The organism is Mycobacterium fragae (assembly GCF_002102185.1).
Taxonomy (GTDB): domain Bacteria; phylum Actinomycetota; class Actinomycetes; order Mycobacteriales; family Mycobacteriaceae; genus Mycobacterium; species Mycobacterium fragae.
Window position 1 is genome coordinate 165,989 of record NZ_LQOW01000025.1, and the last position, 18,770, is coordinate 184,758.

Consider the following 18,770-nt stretch of genomic DNA (forward strand, 5'->3'; position numbering starts at 1 on the left):
GGATTCGTCAAGACGTCCGCCCCAGCATTGTCACACGAAGCGCTCCAACGACCTCAGCTCTTTCGTCCACACAGTGAAAAGGGGATATCGATGAATAGCGCAGCGCAGGGCCCTGGATGGTGGCAGGCATCAGACGGCAACTGGTATCCACCGGAGCAGCACCCTAACTACGCGGCGCCGCCCCCGCCGCAATCGTCGTCTGCTCCTGGTGCCTATCCCCAGTACTCGGCCCCTGGCGGTCAAAATCTCGGTAGCGGGTCAGCAGCATTCACGAGTGTCGCCGCAAAGCTCCCGCTTCCTGCGTGGCTGCTCTATGGCGGACTTGCCGTTGCCCTGATCTCGATCTTCCTGCCGTGGGCCAGCGTCAGCGCCGAGGGGTTGGGGGAGACCTTTTCCCTGGGCGGCGTCGATATGTTCGGAGCCTTCGTATTAATCGCCGGGAGCGCGGTATTGGTATGGGTAACGTTTACCCGACCTCAGGCGCAACGCTGGGCACCCATCGTGCTGACTGTTCTGATCGGCCTTCTGGTCATTGACATGATCACTGATTGGTTCGACCTGGATTCGGCAGCGAAGCAAGTCGGGGACTTGGGAGGTCTGAACGTGTCGCCTGCGGTTGGGATCCTGCTGTACACGGCGGCAGTCGGTTTCTTGGCGGCGCGCATCATCTTTTTCTGGATCAATCGGTCAAAGGCGCAACCAAGGGCCGTATAACTCGAACTCAAACCAATTGGCGGGCTGTGACTGTGACCAGGCCAAACGGGCGCCCCTTGTAGGGTTGGGACATGTCTGGCGGACACAAGATCAAAGTCGAAGGCACGGTCGTAGAGCTCGACGGCGACGAGATGACCCGCGTCATCTGGCAGTGGATCAAGGACATGCTGATCCTGCCGCACCTCGACATCAATCTGGACTACTACGACCTGGGCATCGAGCACCGCGACGACACCGACGACCAGGTGACGATCGACTCGGCGTACGCGATCAAAAAGCACGGTGTGGGCGTCAAATGCGCCACCATCACCCCCGACGAGGCCCGCGTCGAGGAGTTCAACCTCAAGCACATGTGGTCGTCACCCAATGGCACGATTCGAAACATCCTGGGCGGCACGATCTTTCGCGAGCCGATCATCATCTCGAACATCCCGCGCCTGGTGCCCGGGTGGAAGAAGCCGATTATCATCGGCCGCCACGCTTTTGGTGATCAGTACCGCGCGACGAACTTCAAAGTCGACCGGCCCGGGACCGTCACCCTGACCTTCACGCCCAACGACGAGGGCGAGCCGATCGTGCATGAGATGGTGAGCATCCCCGAAGAGGGTGGCGTCGTGATGGGGATGTACAACTTCAAGGAATCCATTCAGGATTTCGCGCGCGCCTCCTTCGCCTATGGGCTGCAAGAGAACTTCCCGGTGTATCTCTCGACGAAGAACACCATCCTCAAGACCTACGACGGCATGTTCAAAGACGAGTTCCAGCGCATCTACGACGAGGAGTTCAAGGACAAGTTCGAGGAAGCGGGACTGACCTACGAGCACCGGCTGATCGACGACATGGTCGCTGCCGCTCTGAAGTGGGAGGGCGGCTATGTGTGGGCGTGCAAGAACTACGACGGCGACGTGCAATCCGACGCGGTCGCCCAGGGTTACGGCTCGCTGGGGCTGATGACATCGGTGCTGATGACCGCCGACGGTAAGACGGTGGAGGCCGAAGCCGCCCACGGCACCGTCACCCGGCATTTCCGCCAGTACCAGGAAGGCAAGCCGACCTCGACCAACCCGATCGCCTCGATCTTCGCCTGGACCCGCGGGTTGCAGCACCGCGGCAAGCTGGACAACACACCTGAGGTGAGCGAGTTCGCGCAGAAGCTGGAGGACGTCGTCGTGTCCACGGTCGAGGGTGGTCAGATGACCAAGGACCTCGCGCTGCTGATCGGCGACGATCAGGAGTGGCAGACCAGCGAGGAATTCCTCGGCGCGATCGCCGACAACTTGAAGAAGGCGCTCGACTAACTCGCCGGCGGCTGCAGCGCCCGGTCCGGCCGGCTGTATTGGTCGAGGAAGTCGGTGATGACTTCGGTGATCCGTCCCGGCGCTTCGAACATCGGGATGTGCCCGAGCCCGTCGAGCTCGGTCACCTGCGTGCCCTCGGGAAGTTGGGCCCGGAAGTACCGGTGGGATCTTGGCCCGGGAAACACCCGATCCTTCTCGCAGATCACCAGGTGCGCGGGGACGGCGGTGTGCGCCAAGTCCACCAGGCCGGGCAGCAGCAGCGCCTTGATCAGCAACTGGAAGTAGGCCGGGCAGTGCGCCACATCGTCGATGATCGCGATCAGCTCGCTGTCGCTGACCCCGTCGGGTGATCCGCTGACCGGCAGGGTGGCCAGTCGGCGGGACAGCGGCAGGTGTAGTACGCGCGGGCCGAGCCAGCGCGCCAGCGCCCAGGCCGGCATGCCCAGGACGAACTTCGCGATCACCTCGAATTTGGCCGGGCTCCATCGGGTCCAGCCGCCGGCCGGGGCGATGCCGGTGACCGTGCGGGCTCGGCCGCGGCTTTCCAGTTCGAAGGCGACCCACCCCCCCAACGAGTTACCGACGATGTGCGCGGTGTTCCAGCCGAGTTGGTCCATCTGCCGCTCGACGTGGTCGGCCAACACCGACGAGCTGAGGAACCAGGTGCCGGCGTACGGGCCGCCGTTGTGGCCGGCCATCGTCGGCGCGAACACCTCATAGCGGCCGGTGTCGGCCAGCTGCTGGGCCACGGTCTGCCAGACCAGCTGGGAGATCAGGAACGGGTGCAGCAGAACCACGGGTTCGCCGGATCCGAGATGAATCGGCTCGCGAGACGTCATGCTGCCGACAGTAAAGGTGATACCGCCGGTACCGCAAGGCGGCCGTGCGCCGCCGTGAAAAGATCGAAGCATCATGAGCACCGCCACCGGATCGCGCCGGGTCTTCTCCGGCGTGCAGCCCACCTCCGACTCCCTGCACCTCGGAAATGCGCTGGGTGCGGTCACACACTGGGCTGAGTTGCAGGACGACCACGACGCGTTCTTCTGTGTCGTCGACCTGCACGCGATCACCATCGCGCAGGATCCCGAAGTACTGCGGCGCCGCACCCTGATTACCGCCGCCCAATACCTGGCGCTGGGCATCGATCCCGCCCGCAGCACCATCTTCGTGCAAAGTCATGTGCCCGCACACACCCAGCTGGCCTGGGTGCTGGGCTGTTTCACCGGTTTCGGCCAGGCTTCGCGGATGACGCAGTTCAAGGACAAATCGACGCGTCAGGGCGGTGAATCGACGACAGTCGGCCTGTTCACCTATCCCGTGCTGCAGGCCGCCGATGTGCTGGCCTACGACGCCGAGCTGGTGCCGGTCGGGGAGGACCAGCGTCAGCACCTGGAACTCGCACGCGATGTCGCGCAACGGTTTAACAGCCGGTTTCCGGACACCTTCGTGGTACCCGACCTGCTCATCCCCAAAATCACCGCCAAGATCTACGACCTGCAAGACCCGTCGTCGAAGATGAGCAAGTCGGCGGCCACCGATGCCGGGCTGATCAACCTGCTCGATGATCCTGCGTTGTCCGCCAAGAAGATTCGCTCCGCCGTGACGGACAGCGAACGCGAGATCCGCTACGACCCGAACGCCAAGCCCGGGGTGTCGAACCTGCTCAGCATCCAATCCGCCGTAACCGGGGACGCCGTCGAGACCCTGGTACAGCGTTACGCGGGGCATGGCTACGGCGACCTGAAGAAGGACACCGCCGAGGCCGTCGTCGAATTCGTGACGCCGATCAAGGCCCGGGTCGACGAGTTGCTCGCGGACCCGGTCGAATTGGAGTCGGTGCTGGCGGCCGGCGCGGCGCGGGCCGACGACGTGGCGTCCAAGACGGTGGATCGAGTCTATGACCGGCTCGGGTTCCTGCCACATCGATGAGCGAATCGGCCAAACCTGGACTTGTCGATCGGCTGCGGGCGCGGTTCGGATGGTTCGACCACGCGATGCGTGCGAACGAGCGATTCAAAGAATGCCGCGGGAACTACTTCGCGGCCGGTCTCACCTACTACACGATCTTCGCGTTATTCCCTTTGCTGATGGTCGGTTTCGGGATCGGTGGGTTCGTGCTGTCGCGTCGACCCGACCTGCTGAACGAGATCGACAACAAGGTCAGAGCCACCGTCCCCGGCAATCTCGGACAGCAGGTCATCGATCTGATGAACTCGGCGATCGATTCGCGCGCGTCGGTGGGGATCATCGGCCTGGCCACCGCGGGATGGGCCGGCCTGAGCTGGATGGCCAATCTTCGCGAGGCGCTGAGCGGCATGTGGCAGCAGCGCGCGGAGCCCGCGGGCTTCGTTCGGACCAAGCTATCCGATCTCGTGGCGATGCTGTCGTCGTTCGTGGCTATCCTCGCCACCCTCGTGTTCAGTGCACTGGTCGGTGCCGCACCGATGGCGAAAATGTTGGGCTGGTTGGGTATTCACAACGCCCCGGTGCTCGATGGGATTCTTCGTGGTGTGTCGCTGCTGGTGTCGCTGCTGGTGTCGTGGCTTGTGTTCACTTGGATGATCGCGCGGCTTCCGAGGGAATCGGTCAGCTTCGCCAGCTCGGTCCGGGCGGGGCTGCTGGCGGCGGTCGGATTCGAAGTGTTCAAGCAGATCGCATCGATCTTCCTGCAGTCGGTGCTCCGAAGCCCCGCCAGCGCGACGTTCGGGCCGGTGCTGGGTCTGATGGTGTTCGCCTACATCACTGCGCGGCTGCTGCTGTTCGCCACCGCGTGGGCGGCGACGTCGGCGGAGAACCTGCGCGCGGCGCCGGTGGAACCGCCCGCGCCCGCGGTCATCACGCCCCGCGTGCAGCTGGACGAGGGTCTGAGCGCGCGGCAGGCGTTGACCGCCGCGGTGGTTGGCGCTGTTGGGGCACTTGGTCTTTCCCGGCTCGTCCGGCGCAACAAGAGCTAAGGAGCTAGACGAGCCAGGGCCATCGGGTTGACGGTAGCAAAGTCACTGCTGCAAGGCTTTTTCGAACTCTTCACGCATCCGCTCCGCGAACACCGCCGTCGCCTTGAGGGGGCGAAGCATGACGGTGATCTCGTCGATCAGGCCGTCGTCTCGGGTGTGCACAAAATCGCAGCCCTGAATTTCCAGGTCGCTCACGGTGGCCATGAACATCAGCGCACGACTACCGCCGGTTTCCTGATCGCCGATCTCGTTCTCGAAACGAAAGCCTTCCAAAACCCGCGCTACCGCGCCGACGATGGCCGCAACCATCTCTCGACCCCGATAAGGGCGGTGCGCGACCGGACTGTGCAGCACCACGTCCTCGGCGAAAATACCGCCAATGGTGTCGAATCGGCGTGCTTCGACGGCCGCGCGAAACGCATTCATGTCTGCTGACCTCCGGATGAAAAGTGGTTCACAGCTATGACGCCGCACCGCTACCGGATGTGACATCCCGGCCGTCAGGATTCGGTCAGATAGCGCTGCACCGTCGGCCCGATCCAGGCCACTACATCCTCGACGGGGGTGGATGCGATCGGCTCGAGCCTGAGCTGGTAACGCGCGAACGCCAGCCCGGCGAGGTGACTGGCCACCAATTCGACACGCAGCTCGGCATCGGCGACCCCGAATTCGGCGGCGACGCGCTCGGCCGTGGGACCGGCGATGGTGTCGTGCAAGACCTTTCGCGCCTGCGGCTGGATCGCCGCAGATCGCCACAGCGTCAGGAACGGCTCGAACACGCCACCTTCTTCCCAGTGCTCAAGAAAACGGCGCACGAGTCGCGGGCCGATGTCATCGGGTCCGTCGTCGAGCAGCGCGTCCAACTGGTGCAGCGGGTGCTCGGGACCGGTCAGCGCCGACGCGGTGAACAGGCCCTCCTTGCTGCCGAAAAAGTAGTAGACCATCGCGACATCGACACCGGCGTCGGCGGCGATCGCGCGGACGGTGGCTCGCTCGTACCCGTCGCGCATGAAACGGTCACGCGCCACGTCGATGATCCGCTGCCTGTTCTGCTGACCGGTACGCCACCGGCCCGCGCGGCGGGCTTCCGGCATGCACCGAAGCATACTTCAACGCTTGTTGACCTAGGGGCCTCTCGGGCGTAACGTCATTGTTCAACGCAGGATGAAGTATTAATTAGGAGGCTGTCATGGCTGATACACGCGGACGGCGCCTCTGGTGGCGTCATCTCATCTCGGTCCTGCTGTTCCCGGTCACTGTGACGTTGGTGGTTCCGGCGCTACTGGTGCGATGGCCCGGTGTGTGGCCGTCGGACCTCGGTTTCGCGCTTGCGGTCACCCTCGCCGTAGCCGGCACCCTGCTGATGGCCGTTGGCCTGGGCCTGGTCGTCTGGACGGTGACGCTGTTTCACCGAGTGGGCGAGGGGACGCTCGGGCTGGGCAACGTGATGGGGGAGCCGGTGCACCTCGTGGTGCACGGGCCGTACCGGCATGTACGCAACCCGATGATCAGCGGGGTGCTGTGCATCCTGCTCGGGGAAGCGGCCGTCACGGCGTCCGGTTCGCTGCTCGCGTGGTTTGCGATCTTCTTGGCATTCCAGGCGACAGCAATCCGGTTCTGGGAAGAACCTCATCTCATCGAGCGGTACGGCCGTGAATACCTCACCTACCGCGATAACGTTCCGCGCTGGATTCCCCGCATCTCGGCGTGGGAACCGTCAAACCCACCACTGGCCGTCGGCCATGACGCGGGCAACCTGTAGATCCTGGTCCAGGACAACGAGATTGGCGGCAAAACCGGCCCGCAGGATACCGACATGGTCAAGTCCCACCGCGCGGGCCGGGGTCGTCGACGTCATCTGCACCGCAGCGGCCAGCGCCGCGTCGGAGTTCGAGCCGAGCCCCGCCGCCGCGCGGAAGAGCTGATCCATGGTGGCGGTGCTGCCCGCGATCGTCGACGTGCCACGCACTCGCGCTACCTGGTCGACGACCTCGATCTGCATTGTGCCGAGCCGGAATTCGCCGTCGCCCAAGCCCGCTGCCGCGGTGGCGTCGGTGACCAACGCAACCCGGCCGATTCCTGCCGCCTCGATCACCGCCCGGAGCATCGCGGGGTGGACGTGAACACCGTCGGCGATCAATTCCACGGTCACCCGGGGATCCTGTAACAGTGCGAGCGCGGGCCCGGGCTCGCGGTGATGCAGTGGCCGCATCGCGTTGAACAGATGGGTACCGACCGTCGCACCGAGTGCGATGGCCTGGCAGGTCTGCTCGTAGCCGGCATCCGTATGTCCAACGGCGACAACCACTCCCGCCTCGACGAACCGGGCGATCGCTGCATGGCTTCCGGGCAGCTCCGGTGCCAGGGTGACCATCCGGATGGCGCCGTCGCCCGCGGCGAGCAAGGCGTCGATCTCGGCGGGCTCGGGGTTGCGCAGCTGTTCACGATCGTGTGCTCCGCAGTACGAGGCGCTCAACCACGGTCCCTCCAGATGAATACCGGCGACGGTGCCCACCCGGGTCGACTCGGCCAGCGCCGCCACCGCCGTGAGCAGATTGTCGGGCGGTGCTGTGACCAGGCTGGCCAGCGTGGTGGTGGTGCCGTGCCGACGGTGAAACTCGGCCGCCCGCGAGATGTCTGCCACGTCGCCGCCGGTGTACGAGCCGCCGCCCCCGCCGTGTGCATGCATGTCGACAGAGCCCGGCACGACCAGCGCGCCGGGCATGTCGACATCGGCCGGGCGGGGCGGCGGACCGGCGCCGCATGCACCGATCCGGTCACCGTCGGTCGCTACCCAACCCGGCCGGCAGATCCCTCGCTCCAGGGCGACGGCGCCGGCGGCGATCAGCGTCATGGCCGCACACCCGCAGCGGTGGGCGATTCTTCCGGCCAGCGCCCGTCGTTCTCCCAGAAGTGCCGGATCTCCTCGAGCTGGCGGCCCTTGGTCTCCGGGGCGAGCCGATAGAACACGGCGAACGCCGCCACGGCGAGAACACCGAACACACCGAAAGTGCCTGCGCCCCCGAACGAATGCAGCATCGTCAGAGAAAAACCGGTAACCAGCGAATTGGCCAGCAGGTTGGTGGCGAGCATCGCGCTCGAGCCCATCGACCGCAACCGGGACGGGAAGCTCTCGCCCGCGTACACCCATACCAGCGCGCCGAAGCCGAAATCGAACCCCATGATGAACAGCAGCACGCCGATGAACCCGAACATCGCGGCGGAATGCATGGCGAACACCGCGATGAGTAGCACGTCGGCGGCGATCATCGTCCCGATGCCGGACAACAGAATTGGGCGCCGGCCCAGCCGGTCGACGAGTATCAGCGAAACCAGCACCGCGGCCAATCCGGCGACCTGCACCAGCGCCGGAAGAACCAGCAGCCCGAAGTTGCCGGTGAATCCCATCGCCGCGAACAGTCGCGGGCCGTAGAAGACGATCGCGTTGATCCCGGTGATTTGGATGAAGAAACCCAGCGCGATCACGAAGACGGTGGCGCGCAGGTATGGCCGCCGCAGCATCTCGGCGAACCTGCCGCCGCTCTCTTCCTGTAGCGCATCGCTGATTTCGGCGAGTTCACGCTCCACATCACGGTCCGGTTCCACCCGCTGCAGCGCCCGCCGGGCGTCTGCGACTCGGCCCTTGAACAGATACCACCGTGCGGTGTCGGGCATTTGCAGCAACAGCATCAGCACCAGCGCGGCCGGGGCCGCGGCCAGCCCCAGCATCCAGCGCCAGGCATGCGAATCGGCCAGCAGGTAGGCGACCAGGTAGCCCGTCATGATTCCGAGCACCGTCGCGACCTGGTAGGCAACCAACAGCGAACCGCGCACTCGCGCCGGCGCCGACTCGGCCACGAACACCGGGACCACCACCACCGACACCCCGATGGTCAGGCCCAGCAGTAGCCGGGCCACCAGCAGCATCGGCACCGAAACCGACGTCGCGCCCAAAAGCGCGAACACCGCGTAGCCGGCCGCCACCGACAGCAAGGATCGCCGGCGCCCGATCGCGTTGGCCAGCACGCCGGCCGTCAGCGCGCCGGCGATCTCGCCGAGCACCACCGCCGTCGTCACCAGTTCCTGCTGGGCCGTTGTCAGCCCGAATTCGTCGGTGACGAACAGCATCGCGCCGGCGATGTTGGACACGTCGTAGCCGTACACGATGCCCAGGCTCGCTGCGGTGAGGCCGACCAGCAGTCCCTTACGGCGCATACCGCAGGCTCAGTAGTCCGGCGGGTAGATGGCCGTGACGGCTCCGTCCGGCGCGATTTTGATGTAGCCGGTGTGCTCGGCGGTGTCGCCGACGTAGATCGACATGTCCAGGTTGCCGCCGGGCTTTCCCTGGATGATCAGATAGGTGACCTTTGGGTCGGCGATCTTGAGGGTCTGCGGCGCGTCCCGCATAGCGCCGACCACCGCGGCAACGCTGAACTTGCCGAGATCGGCGACGGCGGTGTCGGTGGGGATCATGCCGCTGGGTATCTGGATCCAGCCGCCGTTCTGGAAGTCATAACTCACGGCGCGGCGGTCGTTTCGCGGGTCGACCCGGAAGATCACCGCGTAGTCGGGGTAGACCAGCAGCTGGTAACCGTTCGTGTCGCCGAACTTTTCGCGGATTTGCGTCAGCAGGTTGGTCAGCCCGCCGGCTGACTGCAGTTGTTCCGGCGCCGGTGTCGGGCTGGGTGCTGTGCTCGGTAAGGCCGCCGCCGGGCTGCCGCCGGTGTTGGCGCGGGTCGGCGGGGAAGAGCCGTTGCTGGACATCCCCCAGCCGATACCGAGGCCCAGTACCAGCAGCACCGCGGCGGCGGCGATCCAGATGCCCAGACGGCTGCTCGACGGCGATTTCAACTGCGCCGGGGCTTGGTGGATCTGCAAGTCCGACACCAGCGCCTGCAGCTCGCCGAGGGTGGTGGCCTTGGTCGCGGCGCTCACCCGTTCGCGGTGTTCCTCCATCGACAGCTGGCCCTCGCCCAGCGCCGCGTCGAGCGCCTGACAGGTTTCGTTGCGATCGCTGTCGGTAGCCCGGGTGCCTGGGGTGACCACATCGAAGATCGTACGATGGTCAACTTCGTTGCGGGCGACGGTTCATCGAGCGCGCAACCATGATCAACCCGAAGACGACGATGGCGCCGATCACCGCCACGCCGACTCGTACCGGCAGCGCGTCTGCGGGCGACACGATCGCGGCGGCGTTTGCCGCGGCGTCCGAAGCGGTGTCGCCGTCGGGCTTGGCGGCCACCAGCGACGGGTCGGGCTCGATCAAGGTCCCCACCCGGGTGCCCGGAGCGGTGGCGAACCCGTAGTCCAGCAGGCGCGCGGCTTGCTGCCAGGGCGGAATCGGCGCCCGGGTCCCGTGCAATAGCACTGCCATCAGCCGGCGCCCGTCCCGGTTGGCCGCGCCGACGAACGTCTGGCCCGCGTCGTCGGTGTAGCCGGTCTTGCCGCCGATGGCGCCGGGGTAGTTGTAGAGCAGCTGGTCGTCGTTTTCCAGCTGGTAGCCCGGATGGTCCGCGTGACCCGGGAAGTCGAAGGTCCGCGTGTTGACGATGTTCGCGAATGTCGGGTTCCCCCAGGCATATCGGTAGAACAGGCCGATGTCATACGCCGACGTGCTCATGCCCGGCCCGTCCAGCCCGGACGGCGTCGCGACCCGCGTGTCGCGCCCACCGAGCTTGGCGGCCAGCATGTTGATTTTGTCCAATGCGGCCTGCATGCCGCCGAGTTGCATGGCCAGCGCATGGGCGGCGTCGTTGCCGGAGTGCATCAACAACCCGTGCAGTAACTGGTTGACGGTGTACCTGCCGCCGGGCGCGACGCCGACCTTGGTGCCCTCGGCGGCGGCGTCCTCCGCGGTGCCGTCGACGGTCTTGTTGAGGTTGAGCTCGTTGATCGATGCCATCGCGACGAGCACCTTGATGACGCTGGCTGGGCGGTGACGCCCGTGCGGGTCGCGGGCCGCGATGACCGCACCGCTGTCCAGGTCGGCCACCACCCACGCCTCGGCGGAGACGTCGCCGGGCACCGGCGGTGTGTTGGCCGCGGCGACGACACCGCAACCGCCCAGCGCGTTACCGCCGACCGGCGAAGAGGGCACCGGCAGCGGAAGCGGCGGGTCGCCGGCCTGCGGGACCTCGGACGAGTCCACCGCGGGCGGAGTGGAGACCTTGTACGGACAGGTGTGCGCCGCATCGGGCTCGGCGAACGCGGCCGGCATGGCGGGAGCGGCGAGCAGGAAAACCGCCCCTGCCAGGCACGATGCAGAACGTACGAAGACCATCGTTTGTGCAGAGTAGGCGATCCGCCGCCCGATTGTGGGGAGCCGCGCTGTGACCAGTGTTGCAGAAGTTAAAGGCGAGCAGTTCACAACGTCGTGGCGCTCAGGTCCACATGTGCGACGGCGGGGTGGTTGATCGTGCCCATCCACAGCTTGCCGGCGGCTTCGACGAGACCGGTGACGGCGCCGAAGTCGGGATGGGCGGTGCGCACGCCGGCCACGGGTTCCCCGGTCTCGGCGTCGAACGCGACCGCCCAGACCTCCTCCTTGATCTGCGGTCGCAGCCGATCGGGCAATCGCCACGCGATTTTGCGCAGGATCGGCGCCCGCGGCATCAGCCATTCCAGCGCGGTACTGGCCTCGGTCACCATCGCCCCCCAGATTCGCCCGCCGGCGCCGGTGGACAGGTTGTCCGGCATGCCCGCCAGGTGCACCGCCAGCGGTGTCACCGACCCCGCCTGCGGGCCGGTCAGCCAGTATTTCGACAGCTGCCGCGCTTGGCTTTCGGCGAAGACCAGCGCCGATTCGTCAGCCGTCGTCGTGACCCCGTTCGCGAAGTAGAGTCCGTCGAGCAGTTGGGTGACCGTGCCGTCAGTGGCGAGCTTGAACAGGCCGCCGCGTCCCCGCCCCTCGAGGACCGCTGCCTGAAAGTGCTCGTATCGGTAGTCGCATGTCGACTCGGTGAAATAGATTGTGCCGTCGGATGTTTCGGTGATATTGGAACAGAACATCAGCGGTCGGCCGGCCACCGATTCGGCCAGCGTCTCCAGCGTGCGGCCGTCCGGGTCCAGCGCAAGCAGGCCTCGGTAGCTGTCGCAGATGAGCACCCGGCCGTCGCGCGCGACGTGTAGGCCCAGCGGCCGGCCGCCGGTGTCGGCGACGACCACGGGTTCGCCGCCGTTGGTTGGTATCCGCACGATGCGGCCGTCTTCCAGCCCGGTCCACACGTGGCCGGTGGCGTCGACGACGACGTCCTCGGGCCCGTTGCCGGGCAGCGGCACGACGGTGACGTCCGCCGACGGGACGTCTGGTAGCGGATCGACGGGCGGCGGCTGCCAACGGACCGGGTTGATGCGCGGCTTGGTCATGCGGCCTCCGTCAGGACTGCGCGCAGGATGGATTCGATCTGGTCGAACTCGGCTTGACCGCAAATCAGCGGGGGCGCAATTTGAATCGCGGGGTCGCCGCGCTCGTCGATGCGGCAGTACAGCCCGGCGTCGTAGAGCGCCGACGAGATGGCGGGTACCAGCCGGCCGCGTTCCTCGGCCGTGAAGGTCTGGCGGCTGGCCTGGTCCTTGACCAGTTCGAGGGAGTAGAAGTAGCCCTCGCCGCGGACATCGCCGACGATGGGCAGGTCGTAGAGCCGCTCCAGGGTGGCGCGTAACGCCGGCCCGTGCTGTTTGACGCGGTCGTTGAGGCCCTCGCGCTCGAAGATGTCGAGGTTGGCCAGGGCGACGGCTGCCGACACCGGATGACCGCCGAAGGTATAGCCGTGCGGGAACATCGTCGTTCCGTCGTTGAACGGCTCGAACAGCCGGTCGCTGGCGATCATCGCGCCGATCGGCGAGTACCCCGACGTCATGCCCTTGGCGCAGGCGATCATGTCGGGCTGGTAGCCGAAGTCGTCACAGGCGAACATCGACCCGATCCGGCCGAATGCGCAGATCACTTCGTCGGACACCAGCAGCACGTCGTAGTCGTCACAGATCTGCCGGACCCGTTCGAAGTAGCCGGGGGGCGGCGGAATGCTACCGCCGGCGTTTTGCACCGGTTCCAGGAACACCGCGGCGACGGTGTCGGCGCCTTCGAATTCGATCGCCTCGGCGATGCGGTCGGCGGCCCACTGCCCGAACGCCTTGGCGTCGGCGTTGAACGGTTCGGGCGCGCGGTAGAAGTTGGTGTTGGGCACTTTCACCGCACCGGGGGTCAGCGGCTCGAACGGGGCCTTCTGCGCCGGCACGCCCGTGATGGCCAGCGCGCCCTGCGGGGTGCCGTGGTAGGCGACGGCCCGTGAAATCACCTTGTACTTCCCGGGTTTGCCGGTGAGCTTGAAATAGTGCTTGGCCAGTTTCCACGCGGTTTCGACGGCCTCGCCGCCGCCGGTGGTGAAGAACACCCGGTTCAGATCACCCGGCGCATACCGGGCGATCCGCTTGGCCAGCTCGATTGCGGTGGGCGTGGCATACGACCACAGCGGGAAGTACGCCAGTGTGCTCGCCTGGCGGGCGGCGGCCTCGGCGAGCTCCGCTCGCCCGTGTCCGACCTGCACCACGAATAACCCGGAGAGCCCGTCGAGGTAGCTCTTGCCGCGGTCGTCCCAGATCGTCACGCCCTCGCCGCGCGCGATGACCGGCGCGGTGATGCCCGGGCCGTGCCGGGCGAAGTGCAGCCAGAGGTTGTCGGTCATGGTGTCCGTGAGCGTAGTCGGCGGCGTTACGCTCGGGCCATGACCTCCACGGAGCAGGTCAGCGAGTTCGAGGCGTTGCGTCCGCAGCTGTTGGCGGTCGCTTATCGGCTGACCGGCACGATGGCCGACGCCGAGGACATGGTGCAGGAAGCCTGGCTGCGCTGGGACGCTGCCGACGCCCGCGATGAGATCGCCGATCTGCGGGCCTGGCTGACGACGGTGGTCAGCCGGCTCGCTTTGGACAGGCTGCGCTCGGCCGCGTATCGGCGGGAAAGCTATGTGGGCCAATGGTTGCCGGAGCCGGTGGTGACCGGCTTCGACGGTGACGATCCACTCTCGGTGGTCGTGGCCAACGAGGATGCCCGGTTTGCGGCGATGGTGGTGCTGGAGCGGCTCTCTCCTGATCAGCGGGTGGCGTTCGTGCTGCACGACGGCTTCGCGGTGCCGTTCGCCGATGTGGCCGATGTGCTGGGGACCACCGAGGCGGCCGCCCGCCAGCTGGCATCGCGAGCCCGCAAGGCCGTCGCCGCCGAACCGCCACCGAAGCCAGACCCCGCCCACAACGAAGTGGTGGGCAAACTTATGGCGGCCATTGCGACTGGGGACATGGCCGCCACGGTCGCGCTACTGCACCCGGACGTGACGTTCACCGGCGACTCCAACCGCAGGGCACCGACCGCTATGCGAGTTGTCCACGGGCCGGACAAGGTGGCGCGCTTCATCTTCGGACTCGCTCAACGTTATGGACCGTCTTTCGCCACGGCGAATCAGCTGGCGCTGGTGAACGGTGAGCTCGGTGCCTACACCGCGGGATCACCGGGTGACGACGGGTATCAGCCGATGATGCCGCGCATCCTCGCGATGACGGTGCGCGACGGAAAGGTCTGCGCGCTATGGGATGTCGCCAATCCCGACAAGTTCACCGGTTCTCCGCTACGGACTCGGTAGGCCTGTCTGCCCAGGGGACGCGGCAGGCATCGCCGGAATTGAAGCCCTGCTCGGTGATGCCCAGCGCCGAGTACATCCGGGCCCGCATGTTCTCCACGCCGATCTGATACGTCAGCTCGATCACGCCGGCGTCGCCGAAGCGAGCCTTCAGGTCAGCGACCTGCTCGTCGGTGACGGTGTGCGGGTCGGTGGTCATCGCGTCGGCGTAGGCGATGGCGGCGCGCTCGTCGTCGGTGTACTGCGGGGAGGTGGCGTAGTTGTCGATGTCCTTCAGTCGTTCCACGTCGAGGCCGTCGAGGCGCTGCAGCATCGCACCGAAGTCCACGCACCAGGAGCAGCCGATCGTGCGGGCCGTCCAGAACACCGCCAACTCGCGCACGCTGGCAGGCAGGGCTTTCGAGCCGCGTTCCAGCATGGTCTCGTGGATCGCGTTGGCGACCAGCAGCCGCGGGTGATGCGCGGCGACGGTGAACGGCTCGGGCACCTCCCCGAAGCGCCGCTTGGCGATGCGGTACATGACGCGGGTCAGCAGGTTCGCCCTCTTCGGGGGCAGGGGTTCGATACGGGTTTTCTGTGTCATACCCCTCAGACGAGGCAGCCCACGAAAGTGTGACGAGCGTCGTTCGCGCCGGTTAGCGCGCAAACATCAGCGCCCGCTTGACCTCCTGGATCGCCTTGGTGACCTCGATGCCGCGCGGGCAGGATTCGGTGCAGTTGAACGTCGTCCGGCAGCGCCACACCCCGTCGACCTCGTTGAGGATGTCGAGGCGCTCTGCAGCCGCCTCGTCGCGGCTGTCGAAGATGAAACGGTGTGCGTTGACGATCGCCGCCGGCCCGAAATAACTGCCCTCATGCCAAAACACCGGGCAGCTGGTGGTGCAGGCCGCGCACAGAATGCATTTCGTGGTGTCGTCGTAGCGGGCGCGGTCGGTCTGGCTTTGGATCCGCTCCCGCGTCGGCGGATTCCCGCTGGTGATCAAATATGGCTTCACCGCGCGGTAGGCGTCGAAGAACGGCTCCATGTCGACGACGAGATCCTTCTCGACCGGCAAACCGCGGATCGGCTCGACCGTGATGGTCAGCTGCTTGCCGGGCTTGCTGGGCAGCAGGTCGCGCATCAGCACCTTGCAGGCCAGCCGGTTGACACCGTTGATCCGCATGGCGTCGGACCCGCACACGCCGTGTGCGCAGGACCGCCGGAAGGTCAGCGTGCCGTCGAGGTAGCTCTTGATGTAGATCAACAGGTTGAGCAGCCGGTCACTGGGCAGGCATGGCACGCGGAAGCTCTGCCAGCCGCCGGAATCGGCGTACTGATCGGGGTTTTCCGGATTGAACCGGGCGATTTTCAGCGTCACCATCACCGCGCCATCGGGGATCGGCGGCAACGGCGGGTCGGCGCTCATCAGTACTTCCGTTCCTTGGGCTCATAGCGGGTCTGCACCACCGGCTTGAAATCCAGTCGGATGTCGGAGAGCAGGTTGCTGCCCTGCTTGTAGGCCATGGTGTGGCGCATGTAGTTGGTGTCGTCGCGGTTCGGGTAGTCCTCGCGGGCGTGCCCGCCACGGGATTCCTTGCGGCTCAACGCGCCTACCACGGTGACCTCGGCCAGTTCCAGCAGGAAACCGAGCTCGATCGCTTCCAGCAGATCACTGTTGAACCGTTTTCCCTTGTCGTGCACCGTGATTCGGGAATAGCGCTCTTTGAGAGCGTGGATGTCGGTGAGCGCCTGCTTCAGCGTCTCCTCGGTGCGGAACACAGCGGCGTTGTTGTCCATCGTCTGCTGCAAAGCGCCGCGGATGTCGGCGACCCGCTCGTTGCCGTGCTCGGAAAGGATATCGGCCACCCAGCCGACGACCATCGCCTCGGGCTCCGGCGGCATGTCGACGAAGTCGTGGCCAAGGGCGTAGTTTGCCGCCGCAATCCCGGCTCGGCGACCGAACACGTTGATATCCAACAGCGAATTGGTGCCCAGCCGGTTGGCGCCGTGCACCGACACGCATGCGCATTCACCGGCCGCGTACAGGCCCGGCACCGTAGCGGCGTTGTCCCGCAACACCTGACCGGTGACCGTCGTGGGTATGCCGCCCATCAGGTAGTGACACGTCGGGTAGACCGGGACCAATTCGGTGACCGGGTCCACGCCAAGGTAGGTGCGGGCGAACTCGGTGATATCGGGCAGCTTCGCCGCCAGCACGTCCTCGCCAAGGTGGCGCACGTCGATGTAGACGTAATCCTTCTGCGGCCCCGCGCCACGGCCCTCCAGCACTTCGCGCACCATCGAGCGGGCCACGATGTCGCGGGGCGCCAAGTCGACGATCGTCGGCGCGTAGCGCTCCATGAAGCGCTCGCCCGCGCCGTTGAGCAGCCGGCCGCCCTCACCGCGCACGGCCTCGGAGATCAGGATGCCCAGGCCCGCTAAGCCCGTCGGGTGGAATTGGTGAAACTCCATGTCCTCCAACGGGAGTCCCTTACGGAACACAATGCCGATGCCGTCGCCGGTCAATGTGTGGGCGTTGGAGGTGGTCTTGTACATGCGGCCCGAGCCGCCGGTGGCAATCACCACGGCCTTGGCGTGGAAGACGTGGATGTCGCCGGTGGCCAGTTCGTAGGCGACCACGCCGGAGGTCACCGGGCCGCTGCCGGTTTGGGTCAGCACCAGGTCGAGGACGTAGAACTCGTTGAAGAACTGCACATCGTGCTTGACGCAGTTCTGATACAGCGTCTGCAAAATCATGTGGCCGGTGCGGTCGGCGGCATAGCAGGATCGCCGCACCGGGGCCTTGCCGTGATCGCGGGTGTGCCCGCCGAAGCGGCGCTGGTCGATACGGCCCTCGGGGGTGCGGTTGAACGGCATCCCCATTTTCTCCAGGTCGAGCACCGCGTCGATGGCTTCCTTGCACATGATCTCCACGGCGTCCTGGTCGGCCAGATAGTCGCCGCCCTTGACGGTGTCGAAGGTATGCCATTCCCAGTTGTCGTCTTCGACGTTGGCCAGCGCGGCGCACATGCCGCCCTGGGCGGCGCCGGTGTGGCTGCGGGTGGGGTACAGCTTGGTCAGCACTGCGGTACGAACCCGCGGACCCGCCTCGACCGCGGCCCGCATGCCTGCGCCGCCCGCGCCGACGATCACCACGTCGTATCGATGTTGGGCGATCATGACATGTTGGGGTCGAACGTCAGCAGTACGTAGCTGCCCAGCACCAGCGTGAATGCCATCGACAACGCCAGCAGGGTGTTCAGCCAGAACCGGGTGGAGTCCTTGCGGCTGTAGTCGTCGATGATGGTGCGCAGGCCGTTGCCTCCGTGCAACTGGGCCAGCCATAGCAGCAACAGATCCCAGGTCTGCCAGAACGGCGAATGCCAGCGCTGCGCAACGTAGTTGAAGTCGATGCGGTACACGCCGTCGTCCCACATCAGCATCACGAACAGGTGCCCGAGCGCCAAAAACACCAGCACGACACCGGAGAACCGCATGAACAGCCAGGCGTATTTCTCGAAGTTGGGCATTCCTGCGCGGCGTCGCGGCGCCCGCGGATTGTCCAGGCCGGCCGGGCGGTCGTGGCTGCGCTGCTGCACGGGTGCCCGCGTGCTCATCCGAACCGTCCCAGGAAGTGGATGCCGAGCACCACCGTCGTCGGAACCATCACCAGCAGCCAGACGACGCCGACCACCCACAACATCAGCCGTTGATAACGCGGACCCTGCGACCAGAAGTCGATCAAGATGATCCGCACACCGTTCAGCGCGTGATACAGCACGGCGGCCACCAGCCCGAATTCCATCAGGCCGACGATCGGTGTCTTGTAGGTCTCGATGACTTCGTCGTAGGTCTGTGGACCCGCCCGAACCAGTGCGGTGTCCAGCACGTGCACGAACAGGAAGAAGAAGATAGTGGCACCGGTGATGCGGTGCAGCACCCACGACCACATGCCCGGATCGCCGCGGTACAGGGTTCGACGCGGGGGTCGTGCACGCGATCCTGGCGCGGACGTCGCCGTCGTCATCACCGCCTCCGGATCTGTTGGGACCGTCGTGTGGGACATTCGCAATTTAGCCCCATTTGTGCTGGCGGACGAACCGCTTCGGAGCCGCCGACGCTTGCCCCGGCGGCAAATCTAGGCTGGCGTTGTGATTTCAGCGACAGGGCCCGAGCCCGGCCCGGTGGAGTCCAC

Annotated in this window: 19 protein-coding genes and 1 pseudogene; 6 read left to right on the top strand and 14 right to left on the bottom strand. The window is 66.0% G+C overall.

Annotation, left to right across the window (positions count from 1 at the left end; genetic code table 11):
• Positions 1–90 precede the first annotated feature (90 nt).
• Both AWC06_RS23030 and AWC06_RS13990 read left to right on the top strand, forming a co-directional pair.
• The gene (locus tag AWC06_RS23030; RefSeq protein WP_139820055.1) at positions 91–714 is read left to right on the top strand and encodes a hypothetical protein; all 624 of its coding nucleotides are present in this window, start codon (positions 91–93) and stop codon (positions 712–714) included.
• Between the two features lie 71 nt (positions 715–785).
• Entirely contained in the window at positions 786–2,012 is a 1,227-nt protein-coding gene (locus AWC06_RS13990) for an NADP-dependent isocitrate dehydrogenase (protein WP_085198511.1), read from the top strand.
• Here AWC06_RS13990 and AWC06_RS13995 read toward each other — a convergent pair.
• Positions 2,009–2,851, bottom strand: coding sequence for an alpha/beta fold hydrolase (locus AWC06_RS13995; RefSeq protein ID WP_139820056.1), 843 nt, complete (start codon positions 2,849–2,851; stop codon positions 2,009–2,011). The genes AWC06_RS13990 and AWC06_RS13995 overlap by 4 nt on opposite strands.
• 73 nt (positions 2,852–2,924) lie before the next feature.
• Between AWC06_RS13995 and trpS the strand changes: the two genes are divergently transcribed.
• Positions 2,925–3,941 carry a tryptophan--tRNA ligase gene (gene trpS, locus AWC06_RS14000; RefSeq protein WP_085198513.1) on the top strand — a complete coding sequence of 339 codons (1,017 nt, stop codon included), beginning with the start codon at positions 2,925–2,927 and terminating at the stop codon, positions 3,939–3,941.
• Positions 3,938–4,966: an inner membrane protein YhjD gene (yhjD, locus tag AWC06_RS14005; protein WP_085198515.1), complete on the top strand. Its 1,029-nt coding sequence runs from the start codon at positions 3,938–3,940 to the stop codon at positions 4,964–4,966. The genes trpS and yhjD overlap by 4 nt, the downstream gene beginning before the upstream one ends.
• 42 nt (positions 4,967–5,008) lie before the next feature.
• On the opposite strand, the gene AWC06_RS14010 is transcribed toward yhjD, so the two are convergent.
• On the bottom strand, positions 5,009–5,392 hold the full coding sequence (locus AWC06_RS14010) for a nuclear transport factor 2 family protein (RefSeq protein WP_085198517.1): 384 nt from the start codon (positions 5,390–5,392) through the stop codon (positions 5,009–5,011).
• Positions 5,393–5,466: 74 nt separating this feature from the next.
• The gene (locus AWC06_RS14015) at positions 5,467–6,060 is read right to left on the bottom strand and encodes a TetR/AcrR family transcriptional regulator (RefSeq protein ID WP_085198519.1); all 594 of its coding nucleotides are present in this window, start codon (positions 6,058–6,060) and stop codon (positions 5,467–5,469) included.
• 95 nt (positions 6,061–6,155) lie between these two features.
• Here AWC06_RS14015 and AWC06_RS14020 point away from each other — a divergent pair, with 95 nt between their 5' ends.
• The gene (locus AWC06_RS14020) at positions 6,156–6,728 is read left to right on the top strand and encodes a methyltransferase family protein (protein ID WP_085198521.1); all 573 of its coding nucleotides are present in this window, start codon (positions 6,156–6,158) and stop codon (positions 6,726–6,728) included.
• Here AWC06_RS14020 and nagA read toward each other — a convergent pair.
• From nagA to AWC06_RS14050, 6 genes are all read right to left on the bottom strand, one after another.
• Positions 6,684–7,820 (bottom strand): N-acetylglucosamine-6-phosphate deacetylase, encoded by a 1,137-nt coding sequence (nagA, locus tag AWC06_RS14025; RefSeq protein WP_085198523.1) that lies wholly within the window; start codon positions 7,818–7,820, stop codon positions 6,684–6,686. The genes AWC06_RS14020 and nagA overlap by 45 nt on opposite strands.
• Complete coding sequence (locus AWC06_RS14030) at positions 7,817–9,181, bottom strand: sugar porter family MFS transporter (protein ID WP_085198525.1); 1,365 nt, start codon at positions 9,179–9,181, stop codon at positions 7,817–7,819. The genes nagA and AWC06_RS14030 overlap by 4 nt, the downstream gene beginning before the upstream one ends.
• Positions 9,182–9,190: 9 nt before the next feature.
• Entirely contained in the window at positions 9,191–10,012 is an 822-nt protein-coding gene (locus AWC06_RS14035) for a DUF1707 SHOCT-like domain-containing protein (RefSeq protein ID WP_227370975.1), read from the bottom strand.
• 19 nt (positions 10,013–10,031) lie between these two features.
• Positions 10,032–11,246 carry a D-alanyl-D-alanine carboxypeptidase DacB1 gene (gene dacB1, locus AWC06_RS14040; protein ID WP_085198529.1) on the bottom strand — a complete coding sequence of 405 codons (1,215 nt, stop codon included), beginning with the start codon at positions 11,244–11,246 and terminating at the stop codon, positions 10,032–10,034.
• A gap of 83 nt (positions 11,247–11,329) precedes the next feature.
• Positions 11,330–12,331, bottom strand: coding sequence for an SMP-30/gluconolactonase/LRE family protein (locus AWC06_RS14045; RefSeq protein ID WP_085198531.1), 1,002 nt, complete (start codon positions 12,329–12,331; stop codon positions 11,330–11,332).
• Positions 12,328–13,707, bottom strand: coding sequence for an aspartate aminotransferase family protein (locus AWC06_RS14050; RefSeq protein WP_227370981.1), 1,380 nt, complete (start codon positions 13,705–13,707; stop codon positions 12,328–12,330). The genes AWC06_RS14045 and AWC06_RS14050 overlap by 4 nt, the downstream gene beginning before the upstream one ends.
• On the opposite strand from AWC06_RS14050, the gene AWC06_RS14055 reads away from it, so the two are divergent.
• Positions 13,690–14,598 (top strand): sigma-70 family RNA polymerase sigma factor, encoded by a 909-nt coding sequence (locus AWC06_RS14055; RefSeq protein WP_085198535.1) that lies wholly within the window; start codon positions 13,690–13,692, stop codon positions 14,596–14,598. The genes AWC06_RS14050 and AWC06_RS14055 overlap by 18 nt on opposite strands.
• On the opposite strand, the pseudogene AWC06_RS14060 reads toward AWC06_RS14055, so the two are convergent.
• The 5 genes and pseudogenes from AWC06_RS14060 to sdhC all read right to left on the bottom strand — a co-directional run.
• Positions 14,570–15,235: pseudogene (locus AWC06_RS14060) on the bottom strand (carboxymuconolactone decarboxylase family protein); the annotation flags it as partial. The gene AWC06_RS14055 and the pseudogene AWC06_RS14060 overlap by 29 nt on opposite strands.
• On the bottom strand, positions 15,231–16,001 hold the full coding sequence (locus AWC06_RS14065; RefSeq protein ID WP_085198539.1) for a succinate dehydrogenase iron-sulfur subunit: 771 nt from the start codon (positions 15,999–16,001) through the stop codon (positions 15,231–15,233). The pseudogene AWC06_RS14060 and the gene AWC06_RS14065, both read right to left, overlap by 5 nt.
• Entirely contained in the window at positions 16,001–17,755 is a 1,755-nt protein-coding gene (gene sdhA / locus AWC06_RS14070) for a succinate dehydrogenase flavoprotein subunit (RefSeq protein WP_085198541.1), read from the bottom strand. The genes AWC06_RS14065 and sdhA overlap by 1 nt, the downstream gene beginning before the upstream one ends.
• Positions 17,752–18,192, bottom strand: a complete 441-nt coding sequence (locus tag AWC06_RS14075) for a succinate dehydrogenase hydrophobic membrane anchor subunit (protein ID WP_085198543.1) — start codon at positions 18,190–18,192, stop codon at positions 17,752–17,754. The genes sdhA and AWC06_RS14075 overlap by 4 nt, the downstream gene beginning before the upstream one ends.
• On the bottom strand, positions 18,189–18,602 hold the full coding sequence (gene sdhC / locus AWC06_RS14080) for a succinate dehydrogenase, cytochrome b556 subunit (protein ID WP_085198667.1): 414 nt from the start codon (positions 18,600–18,602) through the stop codon (positions 18,189–18,191). The genes AWC06_RS14075 and sdhC overlap by 4 nt, the downstream gene beginning before the upstream one ends.
• Positions 18,603–18,770: the final 168 nt, after the last annotated feature.

Bases quoted from the DNA above. Each gene is read 5' to 3' on its own strand.
- AWC06_RS14075 (WP_085198543.1), bottom strand. From the start codon at position 18,192: ATGAGCACGCGGGCACCCGTGCAGCAGCGCAGCCACGACCGCCCGGCC.
- nagA (WP_085198523.1), bottom strand. From the start codon at position 7,820: ATGACGCTGATCGCCGCCGGCGCCGTCGCCCTGGAGCGAGGGATCTGC.
- yhjD (WP_085198515.1), top strand. From the start codon at position 3,938: ATGAGCGAATCGGCCAAACCTGGACTTGTCGATCGGCTGCGGGCGCGG.
- dacB1 (WP_085198529.1), bottom strand. From the start codon at position 11,246: ATGGTCTTCGTACGTTCTGCATCGTGCCTGGCAGGGGCGGTTTTCCTG.
- sdhA (WP_085198541.1), bottom strand. From the start codon at position 17,755: ATGATCGCCCAACATCGATACGACGTGGTGATCGTCGGCGCGGGCGGC.
- sdhC (WP_085198667.1), bottom strand. From the start codon at position 18,602: ATGACGACGGCGACGTCCGCGCCAGGATCGCGTGCACGACCCCCGCGT.
- AWC06_RS14030 (WP_085198525.1), bottom strand. From the start codon at position 9,181: ATGCGCCGTAAGGGACTGCTGGTCGGCCTCACCGCAGCGAGCCTGGGC.
- AWC06_RS14020 (WP_085198521.1), top strand. From the start codon at position 6,156: ATGGCTGATACACGCGGACGGCGCCTCTGGTGGCGTCATCTCATCTCG.
- AWC06_RS14045 (WP_085198531.1), bottom strand. From the start codon at position 12,331: ATGACCAAGCCGCGCATCAACCCGGTCCGTTGGCAGCCGCCGCCCGTC.
- AWC06_RS13995 (WP_139820056.1), bottom strand. From the start codon at position 2,851: ATGACGTCTCGCGAGCCGATTCATCTCGGATCCGGCGAACCCGTGGTT.
- AWC06_RS13990 (WP_085198511.1), top strand. From the start codon at position 786: ATGTCTGGCGGACACAAGATCAAAGTCGAAGGCACGGTCGTAGAGCTC.
- AWC06_RS14055 (WP_085198535.1), top strand. From the start codon at position 13,690: ATGACCTCCACGGAGCAGGTCAGCGAGTTCGAGGCGTTGCGTCCGCAG.
- AWC06_RS23030 (WP_139820055.1), top strand. From the start codon at position 91: ATGAATAGCGCAGCGCAGGGCCCTGGATGGTGGCAGGCATCAGACGGC.
- AWC06_RS14010 (WP_085198517.1), bottom strand. From the start codon at position 5,392: ATGAATGCGTTTCGCGCGGCCGTCGAAGCACGCCGATTCGACACCATT.
- trpS (WP_085198513.1), top strand. From the start codon at position 2,925: ATGAGCACCGCCACCGGATCGCGCCGGGTCTTCTCCGGCGTGCAGCCC.
- AWC06_RS14015 (WP_085198519.1), bottom strand. From the start codon at position 6,060: ATGCCGGAAGCCCGCCGCGCGGGCCGGTGGCGTACCGGTCAGCAGAAC.
- AWC06_RS14065 (WP_085198539.1), bottom strand. From the start codon at position 16,001: ATGAGCGCCGACCCGCCGTTGCCGCCGATCCCCGATGGCGCGGTGATG.